The sequence below is a fragment of the Methylobacterium sp. 17Sr1-1 genome (assembly GCF_003173775.1).
GTDB lineage: Bacteria > Pseudomonadota > Alphaproteobacteria > Rhizobiales > Beijerinckiaceae > Methylobacterium.
Map to the genome: position 1 here is coordinate 156,653 of NZ_CP029552.1, position 19,399 is coordinate 176,051.

At 72.0% G+C, this 19,399-nt stretch carries 18 protein-coding genes; 5 read left to right on the forward strand and 13 right to left on the reverse strand.

What is annotated here, in order from left to right; all coding sequences use genetic code 11:
• Positions 1 to 138 precede the first annotated feature (138 nt).
• From DK412_RS31495 to DK412_RS00715, 3 genes are all read left to right on the forward strand, one after another.
• The gene (locus tag DK412_RS31495; RefSeq protein ID WP_348629359.1) at positions 139 to 921 is read left to right on the forward strand and encodes a hypothetical protein; all 783 of its coding nucleotides are present in this window, start codon (positions 139 to 141) and stop codon (positions 919 to 921) included.
• Complete coding sequence (locus DK412_RS00710) at positions 885 to 2,525, forward strand: EAL domain-containing protein (protein WP_348629360.1); 1,641 nt, start codon at positions 885 to 887, stop codon at positions 2,523 to 2,525. Before DK412_RS31495 ends, DK412_RS00710 begins: the two co-directional genes overlap by 37 nt.
• A 118-nt stretch (positions 2,526 to 2,643) precedes the next feature.
• Entirely contained in the window at positions 2,644 to 3,288 is a 645-nt protein-coding gene (locus DK412_RS00715) for a L,D-transpeptidase (RefSeq protein ID WP_109970371.1), read from the forward strand.
• Between the two features lie 241 nt (positions 3,289 to 3,529).
• On the opposite strand, the gene DK412_RS00720 is transcribed toward DK412_RS00715, so the two are convergent.
• Positions 3,530 to 4,333, reverse strand: coding sequence for a response regulator (locus DK412_RS00720; protein ID WP_048446558.1), 804 nt, complete (start codon positions 4,331 to 4,333; stop codon positions 3,530 to 3,532).
• Between the two features lie 189 nt (positions 4,334 to 4,522).
• Between DK412_RS00720 and DK412_RS00725 the strand changes: the two genes are divergently transcribed.
• Positions 4,523 to 4,744 (forward strand): NepR family anti-sigma factor, encoded by a 222-nt coding sequence (locus DK412_RS00725; RefSeq protein ID WP_109970372.1) that lies wholly within the window; start codon positions 4,523 to 4,525, stop codon positions 4,742 to 4,744.
• Between the two features lie 95 nt (positions 4,745 to 4,839).
• Here the strand turns inward: DK412_RS00725 and DK412_RS00730 are convergent, their stop codons facing one another.
• Positions 4,840 to 5,016, reverse strand: a complete 177-nt coding sequence (locus DK412_RS00730; RefSeq protein ID WP_048429091.1) for a DUF1328 domain-containing protein — start codon at positions 5,014 to 5,016, stop codon at positions 4,840 to 4,842.
• A gap of 200 nt (positions 5,017 to 5,216) precedes the next feature.
• Between DK412_RS00730 and DK412_RS00735 the strand changes: the two genes are divergently transcribed.
• Positions 5,217 to 5,417, forward strand: coding sequence for a hypothetical protein (locus tag DK412_RS00735; protein ID WP_109970373.1), 201 nt, complete (start codon positions 5,217 to 5,219; stop codon positions 5,415 to 5,417).
• A gap of 138 nt (positions 5,418 to 5,555) precedes the next feature.
• On the opposite strand, the gene DK412_RS00740 is transcribed toward DK412_RS00735, so the two are convergent.
• The 11 genes from DK412_RS00740 to DK412_RS00790 form a co-directional block, all read right to left on the reverse strand.
• On the reverse strand, positions 5,556 to 5,759 hold the full coding sequence (locus DK412_RS00740; RefSeq protein WP_109970374.1) for a hypothetical protein: 204 nt from the start codon (positions 5,757 to 5,759) through the stop codon (positions 5,556 to 5,558).
• Positions 5,760 to 6,009: 250 nt separating this feature from the next.
• Positions 6,010 to 7,683 carry a DNA repair protein RecN gene (recN, locus tag DK412_RS00745; RefSeq protein WP_109970375.1) on the reverse strand — a complete coding sequence of 558 codons (1,674 nt, stop codon included), beginning with the start codon at positions 7,681 to 7,683 and terminating at the stop codon, positions 6,010 to 6,012.
• A 112-nt stretch (positions 7,684 to 7,795) separates the two neighbouring features.
• Positions 7,796 to 8,698, reverse strand: coding sequence for an outer membrane protein assembly factor BamD (locus tag DK412_RS00750; protein ID WP_093569004.1), 903 nt, complete (start codon positions 8,696 to 8,698; stop codon positions 7,796 to 7,798).
• A 256-nt stretch (positions 8,699 to 8,954) separates the two neighbouring features.
• Complete coding sequence (gene lpxC, locus DK412_RS00755; RefSeq protein ID WP_109970376.1) at positions 8,955 to 9,902, reverse strand: UDP-3-O-acyl-N-acetylglucosamine deacetylase; 948 nt, start codon at positions 9,900 to 9,902, stop codon at positions 8,955 to 8,957.
• 418 nt (positions 9,903 to 10,320) lie between these two features.
• The gene (ftsZ, locus tag DK412_RS00760; protein WP_109970377.1) at positions 10,321 to 12,204 is read right to left on the reverse strand and encodes a cell division protein FtsZ; all 1,884 of its coding nucleotides are present in this window, start codon (positions 12,202 to 12,204) and stop codon (positions 10,321 to 10,323) included.
• Between the two features lie 114 nt (positions 12,205 to 12,318).
• Positions 12,319 to 13,644 (reverse strand): cell division protein FtsA, encoded by a 1,326-nt coding sequence (gene ftsA / locus DK412_RS00765; RefSeq protein WP_093569001.1) that lies wholly within the window; start codon positions 13,642 to 13,644, stop codon positions 12,319 to 12,321.
• A 100-nt stretch (positions 13,645 to 13,744) separates the two neighbouring features.
• Positions 13,745 to 14,764: a cell division protein FtsQ/DivIB gene (locus tag DK412_RS00770; RefSeq protein ID WP_109970378.1), complete on the reverse strand. Its 1,020-nt coding sequence runs from the start codon at positions 14,762 to 14,764 to the stop codon at positions 13,745 to 13,747.
• A 472-nt stretch (positions 14,765 to 15,236) separates the two neighbouring features.
• Positions 15,237 to 16,157 carry a UDP-N-acetylmuramate dehydrogenase gene (gene murB, locus DK412_RS00775; protein WP_109970379.1) on the reverse strand — a complete coding sequence of 307 codons (921 nt, stop codon included), beginning with the start codon at positions 16,155 to 16,157 and terminating at the stop codon, positions 15,237 to 15,239.
• Positions 16,154 to 16,738 carry an endonuclease domain-containing protein gene (locus DK412_RS31500; RefSeq protein ID WP_109970380.1) on the reverse strand — a complete coding sequence of 195 codons (585 nt, stop codon included), beginning with the start codon at positions 16,736 to 16,738 and terminating at the stop codon, positions 16,154 to 16,156. Before DK412_RS31500 ends, murB begins: the two co-directional genes overlap by 4 nt.
• A gap of 15 nt (positions 16,739 to 16,753) precedes the next feature.
• Positions 16,754 to 18,169: a UDP-N-acetylmuramate--L-alanine ligase gene (murC, locus tag DK412_RS00785; RefSeq protein WP_109970381.1), complete on the reverse strand. Its 1,416-nt coding sequence runs from the start codon at positions 18,167 to 18,169 to the stop codon at positions 16,754 to 16,756.
• Between the two features lie 73 nt (positions 18,170 to 18,242).
• Positions 18,243 to 19,358 (reverse strand): UDP-N-acetylglucosamine--N-acetylmuramyl-(pentapeptide) pyrophosphoryl-undecaprenol N-acetylglucosamine transferase, encoded by a 1,116-nt coding sequence (locus DK412_RS00790; RefSeq protein ID WP_109970382.1) that lies wholly within the window; start codon positions 19,356 to 19,358, stop codon positions 18,243 to 18,245.
• Positions 19,359 to 19,399: the final 41 nt, after the last annotated feature.

Below are 19,399 nucleotides of genomic sequence, written 5' to 3' on the forward strand. Positions count from 1 at the left end.
ACGGCCGGCCGCTTCCCTAGCGTCCGCGCCGTGACTTCGCCCGGAACCTGCCGATCCATCGTGGAGCCGGCTGAGTTTAACCTCCGGTAAGTCCGGCGAGCGCTAGTACTGTGACGCGACGAATGCGGATCGGACGGGATGAGCGGGAGCGCGACGCGCGACGGCACCGAGAAGCTGCTGCACCGCTGGCGTGCCGCCCGGGCCGCCGCCGGCGGGCTGCCGGCCTACGAGGACCTGGTCCTGGGCAATCTCGGCCGCATGGCGAGCCGCGCCGCCCTGGTCGGCGGGCCGCCCGAGCGCCCGCACCTGCTCTGGATCGGCGAGGCGTTCGAGGCCTGGCTCGGCCGCGCGGGGGCGGGCCTCGCCCTCGACGACCTGCCGGGCGGGCTCGCGCAGTCCCTGCGCGAGATCGTCGGCGACGTGCTCGCCGGGGCCGAGCCGGTCCGGGCGCCCTGCGCCCGGGTGTCGGGCGGCGTCGCCTACACCACCGGGATGCTCGGCCTGCCCCTCGCGACGGGGAGGAACGAGCGCCTGGTGCTGCTGTGCCTGTCCGGTGAGACGGCACGGACGAACCTCCTCAAGACCCTGTTCCGCTCGACCCGGCAGGGCATGGTGGCGGCGACGGCCCTGCGCGACGCGGGCGGCGCGGTGCAGGATTTCCGGGTTCTCGCCCTCAACGCTGCCGCCGCCACGATGCTGCGCGCCACCGTCGAGACGGCGCAGTGGCAGCGCCTGACGACGCTGCTGCCGCATCTCCGGGGCTCGGCGACCCTGGAGCGCCTGGTGGCGGCCCTTGCGGGCACGACGAGCAGCTTCGAGGGTCCTATCCGCGGCCCGACGGCAGCCTGCTGCACCTGCGCATCGAGATCGCGGCGATCGGCGAGTTGCTCGGCGTCACCCTCACCGATATCGGCGACCTGAAGGCGCGGGAGGCCTCGGCCCGCCTGCTGTTCGAGCACAACCCGGTGCCGATGTGGCTCTCGGGCGAGGATGGAGCGGTGCTGGCGGTGAACGACGCCGCCACCGGCCATTACGGCTTCCCGCGCGAGGATTTCTTAAGTCTCTCGGCCGGCGACCTCCTGGCGCCGGAGGCGTCCGGCTCGTCCCAACGCCACCGCCGCCGGGACGGCAGCCTGATCGACGTCGAAGTGTTCTCCGGCGAGATCCCCTTCGAGGGCCGCAGCGCCACCCTGACCGCCTGCGTCGACGTGACCGAGCAGCGCCGGGCCGAGCGGCGCATCGCCCACATGGCCCTTCACGACGCCCTGACCGGGCTGCCGAACCGGGTCCTGTTCCACCAGCGGCTGGCCGAGGCGGCAGCCTCCGGCACCAGCCTCGGCCTGCTGATGCTCGACCTCGACCACTTCAAGCTCGTCAACGACACGCTCGGCCACCCGGCCGGCGACGCGCTGCTGCGCGAGGTCGCCGAGCGACTGCGCGCCTGCCTCGGGCCCGACGGGCTGGTGGCGCGTCTCGGCGGCGACGAGTTCGCGATCCTCAAGGATGCGGGGCGGGAGGCGCTTCTCGCCCTCGCCGACCGGATCATCGCGGCTTTGGGCCGGTCCTTCGCCCTTGAAGGCCAGGACGTCGCGATCGGGGTCAGCATCGGCATCGCGCTCGCCCCCGAGCACGGCGACGATCCCGACGGGCTCCTGCGCAAGGCCGACACCGCGCTCTACGCCGCCAAGGCCGACGGGCGGCGCACCCGGCGCCTGTTCGAGCCCGCCATGGACGCGGCCCTGCAGGGCCGCCGCGCCCTGGAGCGCGACCTGCGCGCGGCCGTCGCCGCCGGGGCGCTGGAGGTGCATTACCAGCCCCTCGTCGCCGCCGGCAGCCTCGCGGTGACGGGCTGCGAGGCGCTCCTGCGCTGGCGCCATCCGGAACGGGGCTTCGTCCCGCCGGGCGAGTTCATCCCGGTCGCCGAGGAGACCGGGCTGATCGCACCTCTCGGCGAATGGGTGCTGCATCAGGCCTGCCGCGAGGCCGCCGGCTGGCCGGAAGGCGTGCGGGTCGCCGTCAACCTCTCGCCGGCGCAGTTCCGCACCCCCGACCTCGTCGGCACCGTGGCGCGGGCGCTCTCCGAATCGCGCCTCGACCCGGCCCGGCTCGAACTCGAGATCACCGAGCAGGTGCTGCTGGAGGAGACCGAGGCCAATTTGGCCGTGCTGCACCGGCTGCGCGGTCTCGGGCTGCGCATCGCCATCGACGATTTCGGCACCGGCTACGCCTCGCTGAGCTACCTGCGGGCCTTCCCGTTCGACGAGATCAAGATCGACCGCTCGTTCACCGCGGCGCTCGGCCGCGAGGCCGCGGCTGCCGCGATCGTGCAAGCGGTGATCGGGCTGGGCGCCAGCCTCGGCATCACCACCCTGGCGGAGGGCGTCGAGACCGAGGCGCAGCTCGCCGCCCTGCGCCGCAGCGGCTGCGGCGAGGTGCAGGGCTTCCTGTTCAGCCGGCCGGTGCCGGCCGTCGAGATCCGCCGGCTGGTCGCGGCCGCGGCGATGCCCTGGATGGCGGCGGCCTGATTCCCGCCACCTCCTTTCCCGCAAGTTGAGTCCGGGAGGACACAACCTGTGCGCCCGGGAGCGGCTAGGCATGGGACGCCATCCTGAGCCCTTGCCCTTGCCGACAGGTCACGCCCGCATGCTGCCGCACCGTCTCGTCCTCGCCCTCCTCGCCGGGCTGCCGCTCGCGGCCTGCAACGCCCGCGGGCCCGCGCAAGTCGCGGCCGTGGATCCGGACGCGGCCTGGTACATCGGCAGCATGCCCGACCAGCCCTACGACGTGCCGCTGGTCGACCGCAGTCGGATGGACCCGAAATACCGGCGCCAGACCGTCGCCTATACGGGCCTGGAGAAGCCTGGCACCGTCGTGGTCGATATCGACGAGCGGTTCCTCTACCTCGTGCAGGACGGGGGCCAGGCGATGCGCTACGGCGTCGGCGTCGGCAAGCTCGGCTTCTCGTGGAAGGGTACCGCCACGGTCGGCCGCAAGGGCGTCTGGCCCGATTGGGGCCCGACCGCCAAGATGGTCAGCCTCAACCCCGACCTGCCGCGCTCGCGCAAGGGCGGCGTCGACAACCCGCTCGGCGCCCGCGCGCTCTACCTCTACCAGGGCAGCCGCGACACCCTGTTCCGCATCCACGGCACCAACGAGCCCTGGAGCATCGGCGAGCAGATGTCCTCGGGCTGCGTGCGCATGCTCAACGAGGACGTGGTCGACCTCTACAACCGCGTGCCGGTGGGCGCGACCGTGCTGGTGAAGCGCAACGGCAAGTATCGGGTGTAGGCGACTACCGAATAGAAAAGCACGATTGCTTCGTCGCGAGCCACTCCCCTTCCCGGACGACTGCAGCGAAAGCGGAAGGAGATCCGGGAAAGGGAGTGGATTACGAGCGGGCGTCGGCTCACGAAGCAGGATTGAACCGCCTTCCTGCGTATCGGCGGGCGCTGGACACGACGAGGCCCCGGCACCCGCCTCGCGGCGGGCCCGGGGCCTCAGGTCTCACGACGCGCGGTGTCGGACGGCGTCAGGCGCTCGCGCGGGCCTCGCGGCGGCGGGCGCTCTGCTGGAAGAACAGAGCCTGGCTGATCACCGCCGAGACGTTGGCGGGCTGGAACGGCTTCGCGATGAGGAAGGCCGGCTCGGGCCGCTCGCCGGTGAGGAAGCGCTCCGGATAGGCGGTGATGAAGATCACCGGCACCTCGAACGACTTCAGGAGGTCGTTGACCGCGTCGAGGCCCGACGAACCGTCGGCGAGCTGGATGTCGGCGAGGATGAGGCCCGGGCGCTTGGTCGAGGCGAGCTTGACCGCCTCGGTGCGGGTGCGGGCGACGCCGGTGACGTTGTGGCCGAGGCCCTCGACCAGGGCCTCGAGGTCCATGGCGATCAGCGGCTCGTCCTCGATGATCAGGATCTCGGTCGCCATGTCGGCGGCGAGCTCGCGGCCGGCCTCGTCGACGAGGTCGCGGACCTCCGAGACGTCGACGCCCAGGATGGTGGCGGCGTCCTCCTCGGAGAAGCCCTCGAGGCAGGAGAGCAGGAAGGCCTGGCGCGGCAGCGGGGTGATCTGGCCCAGGCGCACCTCGGCCGGCAGGTCGTGCTGGGCCTGCTCGGTCTGGCCGTTGACGGAGAGCGAGTTCCAGATCCGGGTGAAGACGCGGAACAGGTCGGCCTTGACGTTGGTGCTGCGCCCGAGAGTCTCGGGCTCGTTCACGAGCGTTTCGAGCGTCGCGGCCACGTAGGCATCGCCCGCCACCTGGCTGCCCGTGAGGGCGCGCGCGTAGCGGCGCAGGTAGGGCAGGTGCTGCACCACGAGTTGTGCTGTCGACATTCAGGTCCCCTTGGTGTTGTCGTTCGCGCGTCGGCCCTCACGCTTCAACGCCGTGCAGACGTGTTCGTTCCGGACCGGTGCGGAACTGACTGCGTCGGCGCGCGTTGTCGCCGCAAGCGCGCGACCCGGCATACCGGGCGCCATGGCATCGCTCTGTCCGCGTGTCCAGGACGGGCGAAGGGGAATGGTATGAGCGAAGGCAAGGGCCCGCGGGCGCCCCTGGATGAGGATGGTCCCGCCGCCGGGCCCGAGCAGCCCGCCCTCGACCGCAACGTGCAGGGGCGCATCGGCTCGCACCTGCGTGCGATGTATGACGAGTTGATGCAGCAACCTATTCCCGACCGCTTCGTCGATCTCATCGCCGAGCTGGAGCGCAGCGCGACCCGGGAGACGCCGGAGGCGGAATCCTGATCTGCCCCTGTCTCGCGGCGACGCCGTCCCCCTTGGGAGGGACGGCGCATCACGCTATCGAGACACCATCGTTCGACGACCGTCGGTCGGCGACGTCAGAGCGTCGGCGAGCGGCCCCGCATCAGGCCGACCACGGCCGAGATGGCGAAGAGCACGACGGCGACGAAGAAAATGAGCTTGGCGGCCTCGACCGCCGTGCCGGCGATGCCGCCGAACCCGAACAGCGCGGCCACCAGGGCCACGACGAGGAAAGTGACAGCCCAACCCAGCATGGCGAGACCCTCGTTCTCTGATTCTATCGGCCCTCGGCCGATCATGAGCAGACAACGTCAAGCATGACCTTGAGTTCCGCTTTGTCGCAGGTGGCACGAACGGGTCGGGCACCCCACATCATGGTGACGGCCGGGGAGCGGTCGGGGCGGAACTCCGGTTTCGCGCCACACGTTCTCACCGGCGTCTGGATGGAGGCTTGATGATGATCCGTTCCAATGCCCTGCGTGCCGGCCTCGTGCTGCTCGCCCTGCTGGCGGGTCTCGTCACGGCCTCGCCGATGGTGGTGACAGGCATCGTCGCGGCGCTCGGCCTCGCGGGTGCCCTGGCCCTCGCCGGGGCGCGGGCGCAGGCGGCACCGGCCCTCGTTCCGGTGCGGGTGCGCGACCGCCGGCGGCGCTAGGAACCGCCGCCCTCTTCCCGGTCCGCGCGGGGACCGGGCCGCTGCGGGCGGGAGCGGGACGGTCCGCCCAAAGGTCTTTCGCTCCGCCCATTCGGCGGAGCGGTCCATGTTCACGATCGATGTCGGCGTGATCGCCTCTCAGCGCTGGCGCTGCAATTCGCGCTCGCGGTGCCGCAGCCGCAGCAGCAGGTCGACCTGATCGAGGGGGATGGGCTGGCCGTCCACCGTGCGCTCGTAGAGCGAGCGCAACGTCCGTCCGAGCCGGTGCTGCGCCTCGACGCAGATCGCCGGCAGGGTTGGATCCTGAACGGTCTCCCGGGACGCACTCACTTCCTGCTTCATCGGACCACCGGCCCCGTACCATTGCGCGGGCCCGAGGGAAGGCTGGACCGCGCCGAGATGAAGCAGTCTCGGTGGACATGGTAAAGAAAAAGTTAATTTTCCTCTTTGTTCACCATGTCGTCCATCGCGTCGCAGGAGCCAACGGCCACCCGGCGCATCAGTGCCAGAGCTTAATTGGTCAGCAACGTTTGTCGAGGGGCGTTACGCCTCCCGATACCGCCACGCTTGAGAGCGGGGCGTCGGCCGCGCATCACGCCGACGCCGCCTCGAGCAGCCGGGCCGCGGCGGCGCGGGCCTCCTCGGTCACCGTGGCGCCGGCGAGCATGCGGGCGATCTCCTCCTGCCGCGGCACCGCCGCGAGGGGCTTCACCCGCGTGGCGACCCGGTCCGAGCCCTTCACGGCCTCCTTGGCGATCAGGAAATGCGTCGAGGCGCGGGCGGCGACCTGCGGCGCGTGGGTGACCGCCACGGTCTGGACCCGGGCCGAGAGCCGGGCGAGGCGGGCGCCGATCGCGTCCGCCACCGCGCCGCCGACCCCGGTATCGATCTCGTCGAAGATCAGCGTCGGGGCCGAGCCCTTGTCGGCCAGCACCACCTTGAGGGCGAGCATGAACCGCGACAGCTCGCCGCCGGAGGCCACCTTCATCATCGGGCCGGGACGGGTGCCCGGATTGGTCTGGGCCCAGAACTCGACCCGGTCGAGGCCGGCGGGGTCGCGGGCCTCCAGATCGGTGGCGATCTCGGTGATGAAGCGGGCGCGCTCCAGCTTCAGCGGCGGCAATTCGGCCTGCACCGCCTTGTCGAGGGCGGCCGCCGCCTTGCGCCGGCCCTTGCTCAAGGCCTGCGCCTTCTCGAGGTAGGCCGCGTCGGCGCTCGCGAGGTCGGCCTCCAGCCGCCCCAGTGCCTCCTCGCCGGCATCGATCACCGCGACGTCGCCCTCGTAGCGCTCGCGCAAGGCCGCGAGGTCGTCGACCGCGACGTTGTACTTCCGGGCCGCCGCCCGCAGGCCGAACAGGCGCTCCTCGACCCGCTCCAGTTCGCGCGGATCGAACTCCGCCGCCTGGAGGGCGTCCTCCAGGCTGGTGCGGACCTCGTCGAGGGCGACCAGCGCGTTGTCGAGGGCGGCGATGCTCGGCTCCACCAGCCCTGGAGCCAGTGCCGCGCGCCGTTCGAGCTTGCGCAGAGCCGCCGAGAGATGGGCGGTCGGCGAGCCCTGGCCGGCGACGGCGTCGAGGGCCTCGTTGAGCTCGCGGGCGACCTTCTCGCCCTGCTGCATCGCGGTGCGGCGCTCGGCGAGTTCGGTCTCCTCGCCGGGCTTGGGATCGAGGGCGGCCAGTTCCTCGACGGCGTGGCGCAGGAAATCGACCTCCTTGCGGGCGGCCTCGACCCGGGCGCGATGCTCATTGAGCGCGAGGCGGGCCTGGCGTACCCGGCGCGCGCTCTCGGCCACCGCGGCCTGGCGGGCATTCAGGCCGCCGAACGCGTCGAGGATCGCCCGGTGGGTGGTGGAATCCGACAGGGCCCGGTCGTCGTGCTGGCCGTGGATCTCGACGAGGGCCGCCCCGATGGCGCGGAGCACCTGCACGCCCACCGGCTGGTCGTTGACGAAGGCGCGGGTGCGCCCGTCCGCGACCTGGACCCGGCGCAGGATCAGGTCGCCCTCGGTGTCGATCTCGGAGGCGGCGGCGAGCGCTCGGGCCGGATGGTCGGCGGGAACGTCGAACACCGCGGTGACCTGGCCTTGCGCCTCGCCCTGGCGCACCAGGCGCCCGTCGCCGCGCCCGCCGAGCGCCAGCGTGAAGGCATCGAGGAGGATCGACTTGCCGGCGCCGGTCTCCCCGGTCAGGACGCTCAGGCCTTCGCGAAAGTTCAGCTCGAGCTTATCGATCAGGACGATGTCGCGGATCGCGAGCTGAACCAGCATGCCACCCTTGCCGGGACGTGGAAGAGGAAATCGGGCGGGTATCTACAGCCGAACGGGCCGCGGCGCGAGTGCGCGCCACGGCCGCATGCCTCGGGTTCGAGCCGTGAGGCCCTTACTGCGCCTCGGCGGTGCGCGTGTCCATCCCGATCACGCCGCGGAACGCCTTGCTGATCCACGACGCCTTCTCCTCGCGCGGCTGCAGGCCGCCGTTCTGGAGCAGGTTGTAGGCGTCCTTGTACCAGGGCGAGTCGGGGAAGTTGTGGCCGAGCACCGCCGCGGCGGTCTGCGCCTCGCCGGTGATGCCGAGCGCCATGTAGGCTTCGGCCAGGCGCTCCAGCGCCTCCTCGACGTGGCGGGTCGTCTGGTACTTGCTCACGACGTCGCGGAAGCGGTTGATCGCCGCCGGGAAATTGCGCCGCTCGAGGTAGTACCGGCCGATCTCCATCTCCTTGCCGGCGAGCTGGTCGCGGGTGATCTGGATCTTGGCCTTGGCGTCGGCGGAGTATTCCGAGGTCGGGTACTTCTGCACCAGCTCGGTGAGCGCCACGAGGGCCTTCTCGGAGCGGTCCTGGTCGCGGGTCACGTCCGGGATCTGCTTGTAGTGCGACATCGCCAGCAGGTACTGGGCGTAGGCCGCGTCCTTCGAGCCCGGATGGCGCTGCAGGTAGCGCTTCGAGGCGGTGATCGCGTCCTCGTAGCGGCCGCCCTCGTAGTTCGAGTAGGCGGTCATCAGCACGGCCTTCCGCGACCAGTCGGAATAGGCGTACTGCTTGTCGAGGTCCTCGAACTTCTTCGTCGCGCCCTCGTAGTCGCGATCCTCGAGCCGGCCGAGCCCCTGGCTGTAGAGCTTGTCGGCCGGAATGTCGGCCACGACCTCGGTCTTGTACTTCTCGGACGCGAACGGGTTGATGGAGTCGATCGCGTCGCAGCCGGCGAGCCCCAGGCCGCACGCCGCGAGCAGCACGGTCCGCAGAACGGTCACCTTCGCGTCGCGAAGCGGGTGGGCGAACGGCATTCGGGTTCTTCCCCAAGCAGGCGGCCTTTGCACGGCCGCTGATCCACGAGCCCCTTATCCTAGGCCGGCGGGTTGCGCCAAGCCCGTGACGGCCACGGCACGGAACCGGCGGCCATCGGTCAGGAACCTCTTAACCCTGCGGGGCGAATGGGGCGCCAAGACGGCGCGAGGCGGTGTAGGTTCCCTCTCGTCGCCGTCGCGTGGCGACGAAATCGTCCCGATGTGGCCCGGCGGCAACGCGGGCCGGACGATCGTCTCAGAGCTCGGGCGCGTAGACCGCGGCGCCGAGGCCGACGCCGAACTCGGCGAAGACCGGCTCGCGCCGGGCGCCCGCCCCCTCGACGATGGCGTAGTTGGCCCGGTCGGCGAAGAGCTCGCCGAGGACGGCGCAGTTGAGGCCGTGGCCGCCGCAGAAGGACTGGTAGGCGCCGAGGATCGGCAGCCCGGCCAGCGCCAGGTCGCCGACGGCATCGAGGATCTTGTGACGGACGAACTCGTCCGGGTAGCGCAGGCCCTCGGGGTTGACCACGCCGCCGTCGCCGACCGCGACGGTGTTCTCCAGCGAGGCACCCAGCGCGAAGCCGGCCTTCCAGTACCGCTCGACGTCGCGCATCATCCCGAAGGTGCGGGCGCGGGCGATCTCGCGGCGATAGGCGGCGGGAGTGAGGGTCAGGGCCTTGCGGCTGCGGCCGATCACCGGGCTCTCGAAGTCGATCTCGACGTCGAGGTGGAAGCCGCGCTCGAACGGGCGCAGCTCGGAATAGGCGCGGCCCTTCTCGGTCCGGACGGTCTTGAGCACCTTGATGAAGCGGCGGGGGGTGCCGCAGGAGAGGGTGCCGACCGCCTCGATCGCCGCTACGTAGGGACCGGCGCTGCCGTCGAGGATCGGCATCTCGGGCCCGTCGATCTCGACGAGGCAGTTGTCGATGCCGAGCCCGTAGAGGGCGGACATCAGGTGCTCGATGGTGGCGACGGCGCCGGTCTCGCGGCTGCCGATGACGGTGCAGAGCTCGGTGGCGCTGACCTGGGCGTACTGGGCCTGGATCAGGCGGTCGCGGCCATTCGCGAGGCCGGTGCGCAGGAAGGCGATGCCGTGATGCGCCTCCGCGGGATGGAGAGTGATCGCGACGGGGTTACCGGAGTGGACGCCGATGCCGGAGAGGCTCGCGGCGGAGCGTAGGGTCGTCTGCTGACTTGTTCTCATTACCTCAGCCCTCGGCCGCGACTCACCATCGTGTCCCGTTGCCGGGCCCACGTTTCGAGGCGATCCGTCCGTTGCTTGAAGCCCCTGTGGGTGTCGGTGCCGGCGGTTCCGCTCGGCCTTCGCCCTTGTGCGTAGGACACCTATAGTCGCGCTCGAAAGCACGGCCAAATCACGGATTCTTACGCTCTGTAACAGATCCGGGCATCCGCTACGGACGCGAAAAATCGTTGTCCGTCAAATGTTTGAACAACGCGTAAACCCCGGGGCCGGGCGGCCTCGGGGTGTGTCTTTTGGGCGGCACCGGCGCCCTCCGTGGCAGGATCGTGGCGCCCGGTGCGGGCGCCGCGGGCAGGATCGTGGCGCCCGGCGCAGGGACCGGGGCCTCACCTTTCGGTGCAGGCCCCGGCCGAGAGGCGCGTCAGTTGGCCTGGCGGCGCAGGAAGGCCGGGATCTCGAGCTGATCGTCGTCCATCATGCGGTTGCCGGCCGGCACCGCACGGCCCTGCGGGTCGAGGTTCCCTTGCGCCGGGCGGTAGCCCTGGGGCTGCGCCGGGTAGCCGCCCTGCGGCGCGTAGGCCTGCTGCGGGGCGGGCTGGCGCGGGGCCGGGGCGGCGTGCTGCACCGGCGCCTGATGCACCGGAGCCTGGCGCGGCGCCGGCTGCGGGGCGTGCGCCATCGGGGCCTGCGCCGCCGGGGCCTGCGCCGGAGCTTGCGCCGGGTGGCCGGCCTCGTCCTCGCGCCGGCCGCCGAAGCCGACGGTGGCGAGGCGGCGCAGGAGCGAGGTGCGCTTGGCGTCCGGGGTCACCTGCTGCACCGGCTCCTCGCCGCGGCTGGCCCGGATCTGGTTCTGGGCCGGCATCGGCAGGTCCTGGACCCGGGGCATGCGGGGCGCACGCACCACCGCCGGGGACGGCGGGATGAACGGGCCGGAGGCCATCGGCATCTGCGGCTCGGGCTGCGGCGCCGGGGCCGGCTCGTAGACCGGGGCGGGACGCGGCTGGGCCGGGGTGATCTGCACCTCGTCGCGCATCAGGCCGGCGGCCTGGTGGGTGCCGGGCATCTCCATGCGGACCGGCTCCGGCGCGGGCATCGCGGCGTGCGCGGGGGTATGCATCTGGGCATGCATCTGGGCATGCATCGGGGCGTGCGCCACCGGCTCCGGCGCCGGGGCCCGCGCTACCGGGGCCTCGGCGGGACGAAAGGAGGCGGTGGAGGGGGGCGCCGACGGGGTGGCGGCCCGGGCCCGGGCCTCGGCGCGCAGGCGCTCGGCGACCTCGGCGATGCGCTGCTCGGTCTGGGCGATCTCCGGCGAGCCGATCGCGTTGGCGTTGATCAGCGCCGGCTCGATGCCGGTGGCGACGACCGAGACCCGGATGATGCCGTCGAGGCTCTCGTCGAAGGTGGCGCCCAGGATGATGTTGGCGTCGGAATCGACCTCCTCGCGGATGCGGGTGGCGGCCTCGTCGAGCTCGTAGAGGGTCAGGTCGTTGCCGCCGGTGATCGAGATCAGCAGGCCGCGGGCGCCCTTCATCGAGACGTCGTCGAGGAGCGGGTTGGCGATCGCGGCTTCCGCGGCGCGGTTGGCGCGCTTCTCGCCGGACGCCTCGCCGGTGCCCATCATCGCCTTGCCCATGCCGCGCATGATCGCCCGCACGTCGGCGAAGTCGAGGTTGATGAGGCCCTCCTTCACCATCAGGTCGGTGATGCAGGCGACGCCCGAATAGAGCACCTGGTCGGCCATCGCGAAGGCGTCGGCGAAGGTGGTCTTCTCGTTGGCGACCCGGAACAGGTTCTGGTTCGGGATCACGATCAGGGTGTCGACGGCCTGCTGCAGCTCGTTGATGCCCGATTCGGCGGTGCGCATGCGGCGCACGCCCTCGAACTGGAACGGCTTGGTGACGACGCCGACCGTCAGGATGCCCATGTCGCGGGCGGTGCGGGCGATGACCGGGGCCGCGCCGGTGCCGGTGCCGCCGCCCATGCCGGCGGTGATGAAGCACATGTGGGCGCCCGAGAGCTGATCGCGGATCTCGTCGATCACCTCCTCGGCGGCGGCGCGGCCGACGTCGGGCTGCGAGCCGGCGCCGAGGCCCTGCGTCACCCCGATGCCCATCTGGATCACGCGCTCGGCCTTCGAGGAGGTCAGCGCCTGGGCGTCGGTGTTGGCGACCACGAACTCGCAGCCGAGGAGCCCCGACTCGATCATGTTGTTGACGGCGTTGCCGCCGGCGCCGCCGACGCCGAACACGGTGATGCGGGGCTTCAGTTCGCGGATGTCCGGAGCTTGCAGGGAGATGGCCATGATGCGCGAGCCTCTGATGATCGTTACGTTTCTGGTGGCGCCGCTAAGCGCCGTTTGCCGTCCCACCCGCCCGGCACGGCCCGTTTCCGGGGCCCGCGCCGGGGGGCGATTCCGTTAGAAGCTCTCCCGGATCCAGCGTCCGACCTTGGAGAGGTAGGTGTCGGAACCGAGGCCCGCGTGGCCGGACTGGCCGCGCGGCTCGAAATGCTCGACATGCGAGACCTGGGGGTAGACCAGGAGGCCGACGGCGGCCGAGAAGGCCGGGCCCTTGGCGGCCTCGGGCAGCCCCTTGATGCCGAGCGGCCGGCCGATCCGGACCTGGCCCTGCAGGATGCGGCGGGCGACCTCCGGCAGCCCGACGAGCTGGCTGGCACCCCCCGTCAGCACCACCCGGCGCCCGGCCTGGGCGGCGAAGCCCGCGTTGCGCAGGCGGTCGCGCACCAGTTCCAGCACCTCCTCGACCCGCGGGCGGATGATCCGCACGAGGTGCGATTTCGGGATGTGGTGCGGCAGGTCGCGCTCGTCCTCGTCGACGCCGTGGACCGCGATCATGTCGCGCTCGTCGGACGCCGTCGCCATGGCGGCGCCGTAGAGGGTCTTGAGCCGCTCGGCCGCCGCCACCCGGGTCGAGAGGCCGCGGGCGATGTCCATGGTGACGTGGTGGCCCCCGACCGCGAGCGCGTCGCAGTGGACGAGGTGGCCGCCGGAGAACACTCCGACGCTCGTCGTGCCGCCGCCCATGTCGACGACCGCGACGCCCATCTCGGCCTCGTCGTCGACCAGCGCCGAGAGACCGGAGGCGTAGGGGGTGGCGATCACCGCCTCGACCCGCAGGTGGGTGTTCTCGACCGCCAGCATCAGGTTGCGGGCGGCGGCGATCTCCGCCGTGACGACGTGCAGGTCGACGCCGAGGCGCTCGCCGAGCATGCCCGACGGATCGACGACCGCGCTCTGCTGGTCGAGGGAGTAGCCGGTCGGCAGGGCGTGCAGCACCGCGCGCCCCGGGCTGATGCTGTGGGTGCTCGCCGCCTCCAGCACCCGCTGCACGTCCGCGCCGGTGACGGCGCCGGTGCGCACCGGGACCTTGGCGTCGAAATGCTGCGAGCCGAGCCGCCCGCCCGAGAGGCTGACGATGACCGACTGCACCTCGACCCGGGCCATGCGCTCGGCGGCGTGGACCGCCTGGCGGATCGCGGTCTCGGCCGCCTCGAGATCGACCACGGCGCCGCCCTTGAGGCCGAGCGAGCGCTGGTGGCCGATGCCGATGATGCGGGCGAGGTGGGTGCGGCCGCGCAGGGTCGCCAGCGTCTCGACCGGCTGCAGCTCGGCGACGAGGCAGACGATCTTGCTGGTGCCGATGTCGAGCACCGACAGGGTCGCGCTGCGGCGCGCCGAGAGCGGCTTTAAGCGCGGCGTGAGACCGTGCTGGAGGAGACTCATGACGCGACGCTCACGGACGAGGAAACGGTGATGGCGGGGCGGGTGGAACCGGCGGGAGTGGGTCCGGGAAGACCTGCGGGCGTCACGTCTCGCGCGCGGGTCATGTCTCGGTTCCCTTCGGCTTCTTCTGCTTCTTCTGGGCCTCCAGGCGCGCCGCCGCGCCCTCCTCGGTCAGCCGCACCACCACCCGGTCGGGCAGCCGCAGGTCGACCGCGATGATGTCCTTCTCGAGCAGGCTCGACTCGGCCTCGAGCTTGACGAGGCGGGTCACCGCGTCGCGGGCGCCGGCCTCGGGCAGGCGCACGTCGATGCCGTCGAGCTTGAGGGTCCAGCGCCGGCCCGAGACGAGGGTGCCGGCCCGGATCCGCTCCCGGAGGGGTCCGGCGGCCTCGAGCAGGGCGAGGTACTCCTTGGTGCGCAGGTTCGCCTCGTCGCCCACCACCAGCGGCAGGTCGGCGAAGCGGCCGTCGCGCATCTGGTCGATCACCGTGCCGTCGGCGGCGATCACGGCGATCTCGCCGTTGCGCTGCCACAGGGCGCTCGGCTCGCGCTCGGTGAGCGTGACCAGGAGCTCGCGCGGGTAGATCTTGCGCACCGAGACCGCGCCGATCAGCGGCACGCTGGACAGGCGGTCGCGCACGTCGACCACGCTGAGGAAGGGCAGCGAGTTGCGCTGGTCTATGCCGGCGGCCTTCAGGATCTCGGCCGAGCGCAGCTGCACCAGCCCGGTGATCGTGACCTTGTCGAGGCCGAAGCCGAGGGCCCGCGCGGCCATGTCGAAGGGGGTGCCGTAGCGGGCCGAGACCTCGGCGTAGCCGCCGCCGGACACGAAGCCCGCCCCCGCGACGAGGCCGAAGAACCCGAAGGCCAGGCCCATCCCGAGATGGCGCGGCATCCGCCGCTCGATCGGTACCGCCACCGAGGCGCGGCGCGGGCGCAGGAAGCGCGGCAGGACGCGGGCGAGACGCGACTCGCTCAAGCGCAGGTCGCCGAGCCGCGCGTCGCGCACGGGACCGCCCCGGGCCGGCGCCGTCCCCGGCTGGGGAGCGTGCATGCCGGCCTCCTCGCCGGCATAGCCGGCGTCGGTCAGCGGCTCAGGGAAGCGTCCACCACCATCCATGGGGCGAGTTCACCGAAAACGATACCCGGCACGGGCTGCGATCTCCGGCGCGAGAGCGGTCTCGGGTCACCCGGGCTTCGCTGTGCCGCCCCGCCACGGGCATACCGGCGGGGCCGGTACGTCGTCGCGAGAGGTCGGCACGGCTCACGCCCGGCATCCAAGTGCTTGATGCGCCGTTAACGCCAACTCTCGAACTCGCTGGTAAATATCCGGTAAAATTTTCGCTCCCCACACAAGGATCGCGCAGCCCGGGCGGTCCCCGACGCCCGAGGGGCCACGCCGCGGCGGCGGACCGGATCGGGGCCGGGAAAAGCCGCTTCCTCAAGAACTTACGGGCCCGCCTGCAAGCCCGTTCCCCGGGTCGGGACCGGTTCCGGCGGGCGGTGGGAGGCCCCGCGGCGACGTGGGGCCGGGACGGCGCACATGGTTACCGGCGAGACCCGGGCGGGCCCCGCCGGGAGTGATTCGCGAATCAGCGCGCGGCGACGCCGATGCGCTTGATCTCCCAGTGCAGGTCGATGCCGGAGGTCGCGCGCACCCGCGTCCGCACCTCCTCGCCCAGGCCCTCGATGTCGGCCGCGGTGGCGCCGCCGCGGTTGATCAGGAAGTTGCAGTGCATCTCCGACACCTGCGCGCCGCCGCGGGTGAGCCCGCGGCAGCCGGCGGCGTCGACGAGCTGCCAGGCCTTGCCGCCTTCGGGGTTCTTGAAGGTCGAGCCGCCGGTGCGCTCGCGGATCGGCTGCGCCGCCTCCCGGGCCGCGGTGACCCGGTCCATCTCGGCCTCGATCGACGCCCGGTCGCCGGGCCGGCCGCGATAGGTCGCCTGGGTGAAGATCAGGTCGGCGGGCGCCGAGCAGTGGCGGTAGGCGAATCCCATGTCGGCATGGGTCAGCACGTGCAGGGTGCCGGCGCGGTCGACGGCGCGGGCCTCGACCAGCACGTCGGTGGTCTCGCCGCCATGCGCCCCGGCATTCATCCGGAGCGCGCCCCCGACCGAGCCCGGGATGCCGCGATAGAAGGCGAGGCCGTCGAGCCCTGCCTCGGCCGCCGCGCGGGCGAGCTTCATGTCGGGCACGGCCGTGCCGGCCCGGATCGTCTCGCCCTCGATCGCGATCGACCCGAAGGCCTTGCCGCCGAGGCGGATGACGAGCCCCGGCACGCCGCCGTCGCGCACGATCAGGTTCGAGCCGAGGCCGATCACCGTCACGGGCACGTCCGGAGGCAGGGCGGCCAGCGCCGCGGCGAGGTCCTCCTCGTCGGCGGGCGTGAACAGCACGTCGGCCGGCCCCCCGACCCGGAACCAGGTCAGGTCGGCGAGCGGGTGATCGGGCAGGAGGCGGCCGCGCAAGCGCGCGGGCTCCAGGGCGGCGAGGATGGCGGCGGAGGTCGTCATGGATCCGTTCGGGATGATGCGGGACGCCCCTCTCCTCTCCCCGCGGGCGGGGAGAGGGCTTCACCCCCCTCGTCGGGGGTGAAGCGAGCGGAGGCGAAGCCGGAGCGAGGGTGAGGGGGTCTCGACGCGTGAGACTCTTCCGGAGACACCCCCTCACCCTCGCCCTGCGGGCTACCTTCGCACCCGACAAGGGGTGCGAAGGCCTCTCCCCGCCCGCGGGGAGAGGGGGAGGGGCGGCGCTCCATGATTGAAGCCAGGATGGTCTCGAGGATTCCGGTCAGGTTGCGCGCGACTTCGCCGTTCCAGAAACGTAATACGCGCCAGCCCTGCGAGGCGAGCCAGGCATCACGCTCGCGGTCGTAGCCGCATTCCGCGTGCTGGCTCCCGTCGAGTTCGACGACGAGCTTCGCCTCGCGGCAGGCGAAGTCCGCGAAATAGCGGCCGATTGGCAACTGACGCACGAACTTGGCTTCCGCCAGGCGCCGGTCGCGCAGGCGCGACCAGAGCGCCCGCTCGGCATCGGTCTGGGTCCGCCGCAGCGTCCGGGCCCGCGCCGTACCGGGATCGTCGGGGCCGCGCATCGGGGCGTCAGCGCCTCACGCCGCCTTCTCGCCGCCCGAGGCGAGCTCGCCCGGGAGCGCGTAGGCCCACTGGGTGATGTTGCCGGCCCCTAGGCACACCACGTAGTCGCCCGGCCCCGCGAGCCCGCCGACGATGCCGGCCAGGTCCTCGGTGCGCTCGAGCGCGATGGCATTGCGGTGGCCGCGGGAGGTCAGGCCCGCCACCAGCGCGTCGCGGTCGATGCCCTCGATCGGCGCCTCGCCGGCGGCGTAGACGGGGGCGACGATCACCGTGTCGGCGTCGTTGAAGCAGGTGCAGAAATCGTCGAACAGCGAGGCGAGGCGCGAGTAGCGGTGGGGTTGCACCACGGCGATCACGCAGCCGTCGGTCGAGGCGCGGGCGGCCTTCAGCACCGCCCGGATCTCGACCGGGTGGTGGCCGTAATCGTCGAAGATCTGCACGCCGTTCCACTCGCCGGTGCGGGTGAAGCGCCGCTTGACGCCGCCGAAATTCGCCAGCGCCTTGCGGATGGCGTCGGGCGAGACGCCGAGCTCGTGGGCAACCGCGAGGGCCGCGGTGGCGTTCAGCGCGTTGTGCTTGCCCGGCATCGGCAGGACCAGGTCTTCCATCTCCATCCGGAAGCCGGGGCGGCGGTCGCGGATCATCACCCGGAACCGGCTCTGGCCGCCCTTCAGGTCGACATCGATCAGGCGGACGTCGGCCTGCGGGTTCTCGCCGTAGGTGACGATGCGCCGGTCCTCGATGCGGCCGACGAGATCCTGCACCGTCGGGTGGTCGATGCACATCACCGCGAAGCCGTAGAACGGGATGTTGTCGATGAAGGCGCGGAAGGCGTCCTTGATCGCGTCGAACGAGCCGAAATGGTCGAGGTGCTCGGGGTCGATGTTGGTGACGATGGCGATGTCGGCCGGCAGCTTCAGGAAGGTGCCGTCGGATTCGTCGGCCTCGACCACCATCCAGTCGCCCTCGCCCATGCGGGCGTTGGTGCCGTAGGCGTTGATGATGCCGCCGTTGATCACCGTGGGATCGAGGTCGCCGGCGTCCAACAGGGTGGCGACGAGCGAGGTCGTGGTGGTCTTGCCGTGGGTGCCGGCCACCGCGACGCAGGACTTGAAGCGCATCAGCTCGGCCAGCATCTCGGCCCGGCGCACCACCGGCAGGCGGCGCTCGCGGGCGGAGACCAGCTCCGGGTTGTCGCGGCGGATCGCGGTCGAGACCACCACCAGGGCGGCGTCGGCCAGGTTCTCGGCCCGGTGGCCCACGAAGGTGCGGATGCCCTTCTCGTTCAGGCGGCGGACATTGGCGTTGTCGGACGCGTCCGAGCCCTGCACCGTGTAGCCGAGATTGTGCATCACCTCGGCGATGCCGGACATGCCGATGCCGCCGATGCCGATGAAGTGGATGGGTCCGAGCTTGTTCGGCAGCTTCATGGAGTCGGGGTCCTTTAAGTCTTCTTGTTCGATCAGCGGCCGCTGGCGGGCCGACATGTTCCGTGGGCGGCCGCTAACGGGCCGAAACAGCGGTCTCGACCACCAGGGCGGCGAGGCGCTCGGCGGCGTCGGGCAGGCCGGCCTCCTTGGCGGCGGCCGCCGCCCGAGCGAGCCGGTCGGGATCGCCGAGCAGCGCGCCGAGATCGGCGGCCAGCCGCTCAGGGGTGAAGTCCGTTTGTGGTCTGGGAAAGGCGGCGCCGATCCCTCCCAGCACCGCGGCGTTCGCCGCCTGGTCCTGGTCGAGGGAGCCGGGCAGCGGCACCAGGATCGCGGGCCGCCCGATCACCGCCAGCTCCGCGACCGTCGAGGCACCGGAGCGGGCCACGACGAGGTGGGACGAGGCCATCTTGGCCGGCAGGTCCTTGAAGAACGGCGCCACCGTGAAGGCGGCGAGCCCGGCGCCCTCGTAGAGCGCCTGCACCCGGGCGAGATCCTCGGACCTCGCCTGCTGGATCACGGTCAGGCGGGCGCGCAAGGACGCCGGCAGCCGCACGACGGCGTCGGGCACCACGTCGCTCATCACCCGGGCGCCCTGGCTGCCGCCGAAGGCGAGGAGCTGGAGCGGGGCCTCGGGGCCTACGGCCGGGTAGGGCATCCCGGCCGCCGCCAGCACCGCCGGGCGCACCGGGTTGCCGGTATGGACGCGCCGCGCCGTCGCCTTGGGCGGAACGCCGCGCACCTCGGGGAACCCGGTGGCGATCACGCGGGCACCGCGGGCGAGGAAGCCGTTGGCGCGGCCCATCACGGCGTTCTGCTCGTGCAGCAGGGTCGGCACCCGCAGCATCTGGGCGGCGAGCAGCGGCGGCACGGTGGGATAGCCGCCGAAGCCCACCACCACCGCCGGGTTGAGCCGGCGCACCTCGCGGAGCGCCGCCGCGAAGCCGCGCCCGAGGGTCGCGAAGGCGGTCACGCGGCGCAAGGGGGAGCGCCCGCTCGACGGGGTGGCGGAGGGCACCGCCACGATCTCGGCGGCCGGGAACTCGCCCGACAAAGCCGCGACCCGGCTGTCGGTGGCGAGCACCACCCGGATGCCGCGCTCGCGCAGGCGCAACGCCAGGGCCTCGGCCGGAAACAGGTGGCCGCCGGTGCCGCCGGCGGCGAGCAGGACGAGGGGCTGGGCGACGGTCATCGGGCGGCCGGTGTGCGGGGGCTGAGCATGCGGTCTCCGGT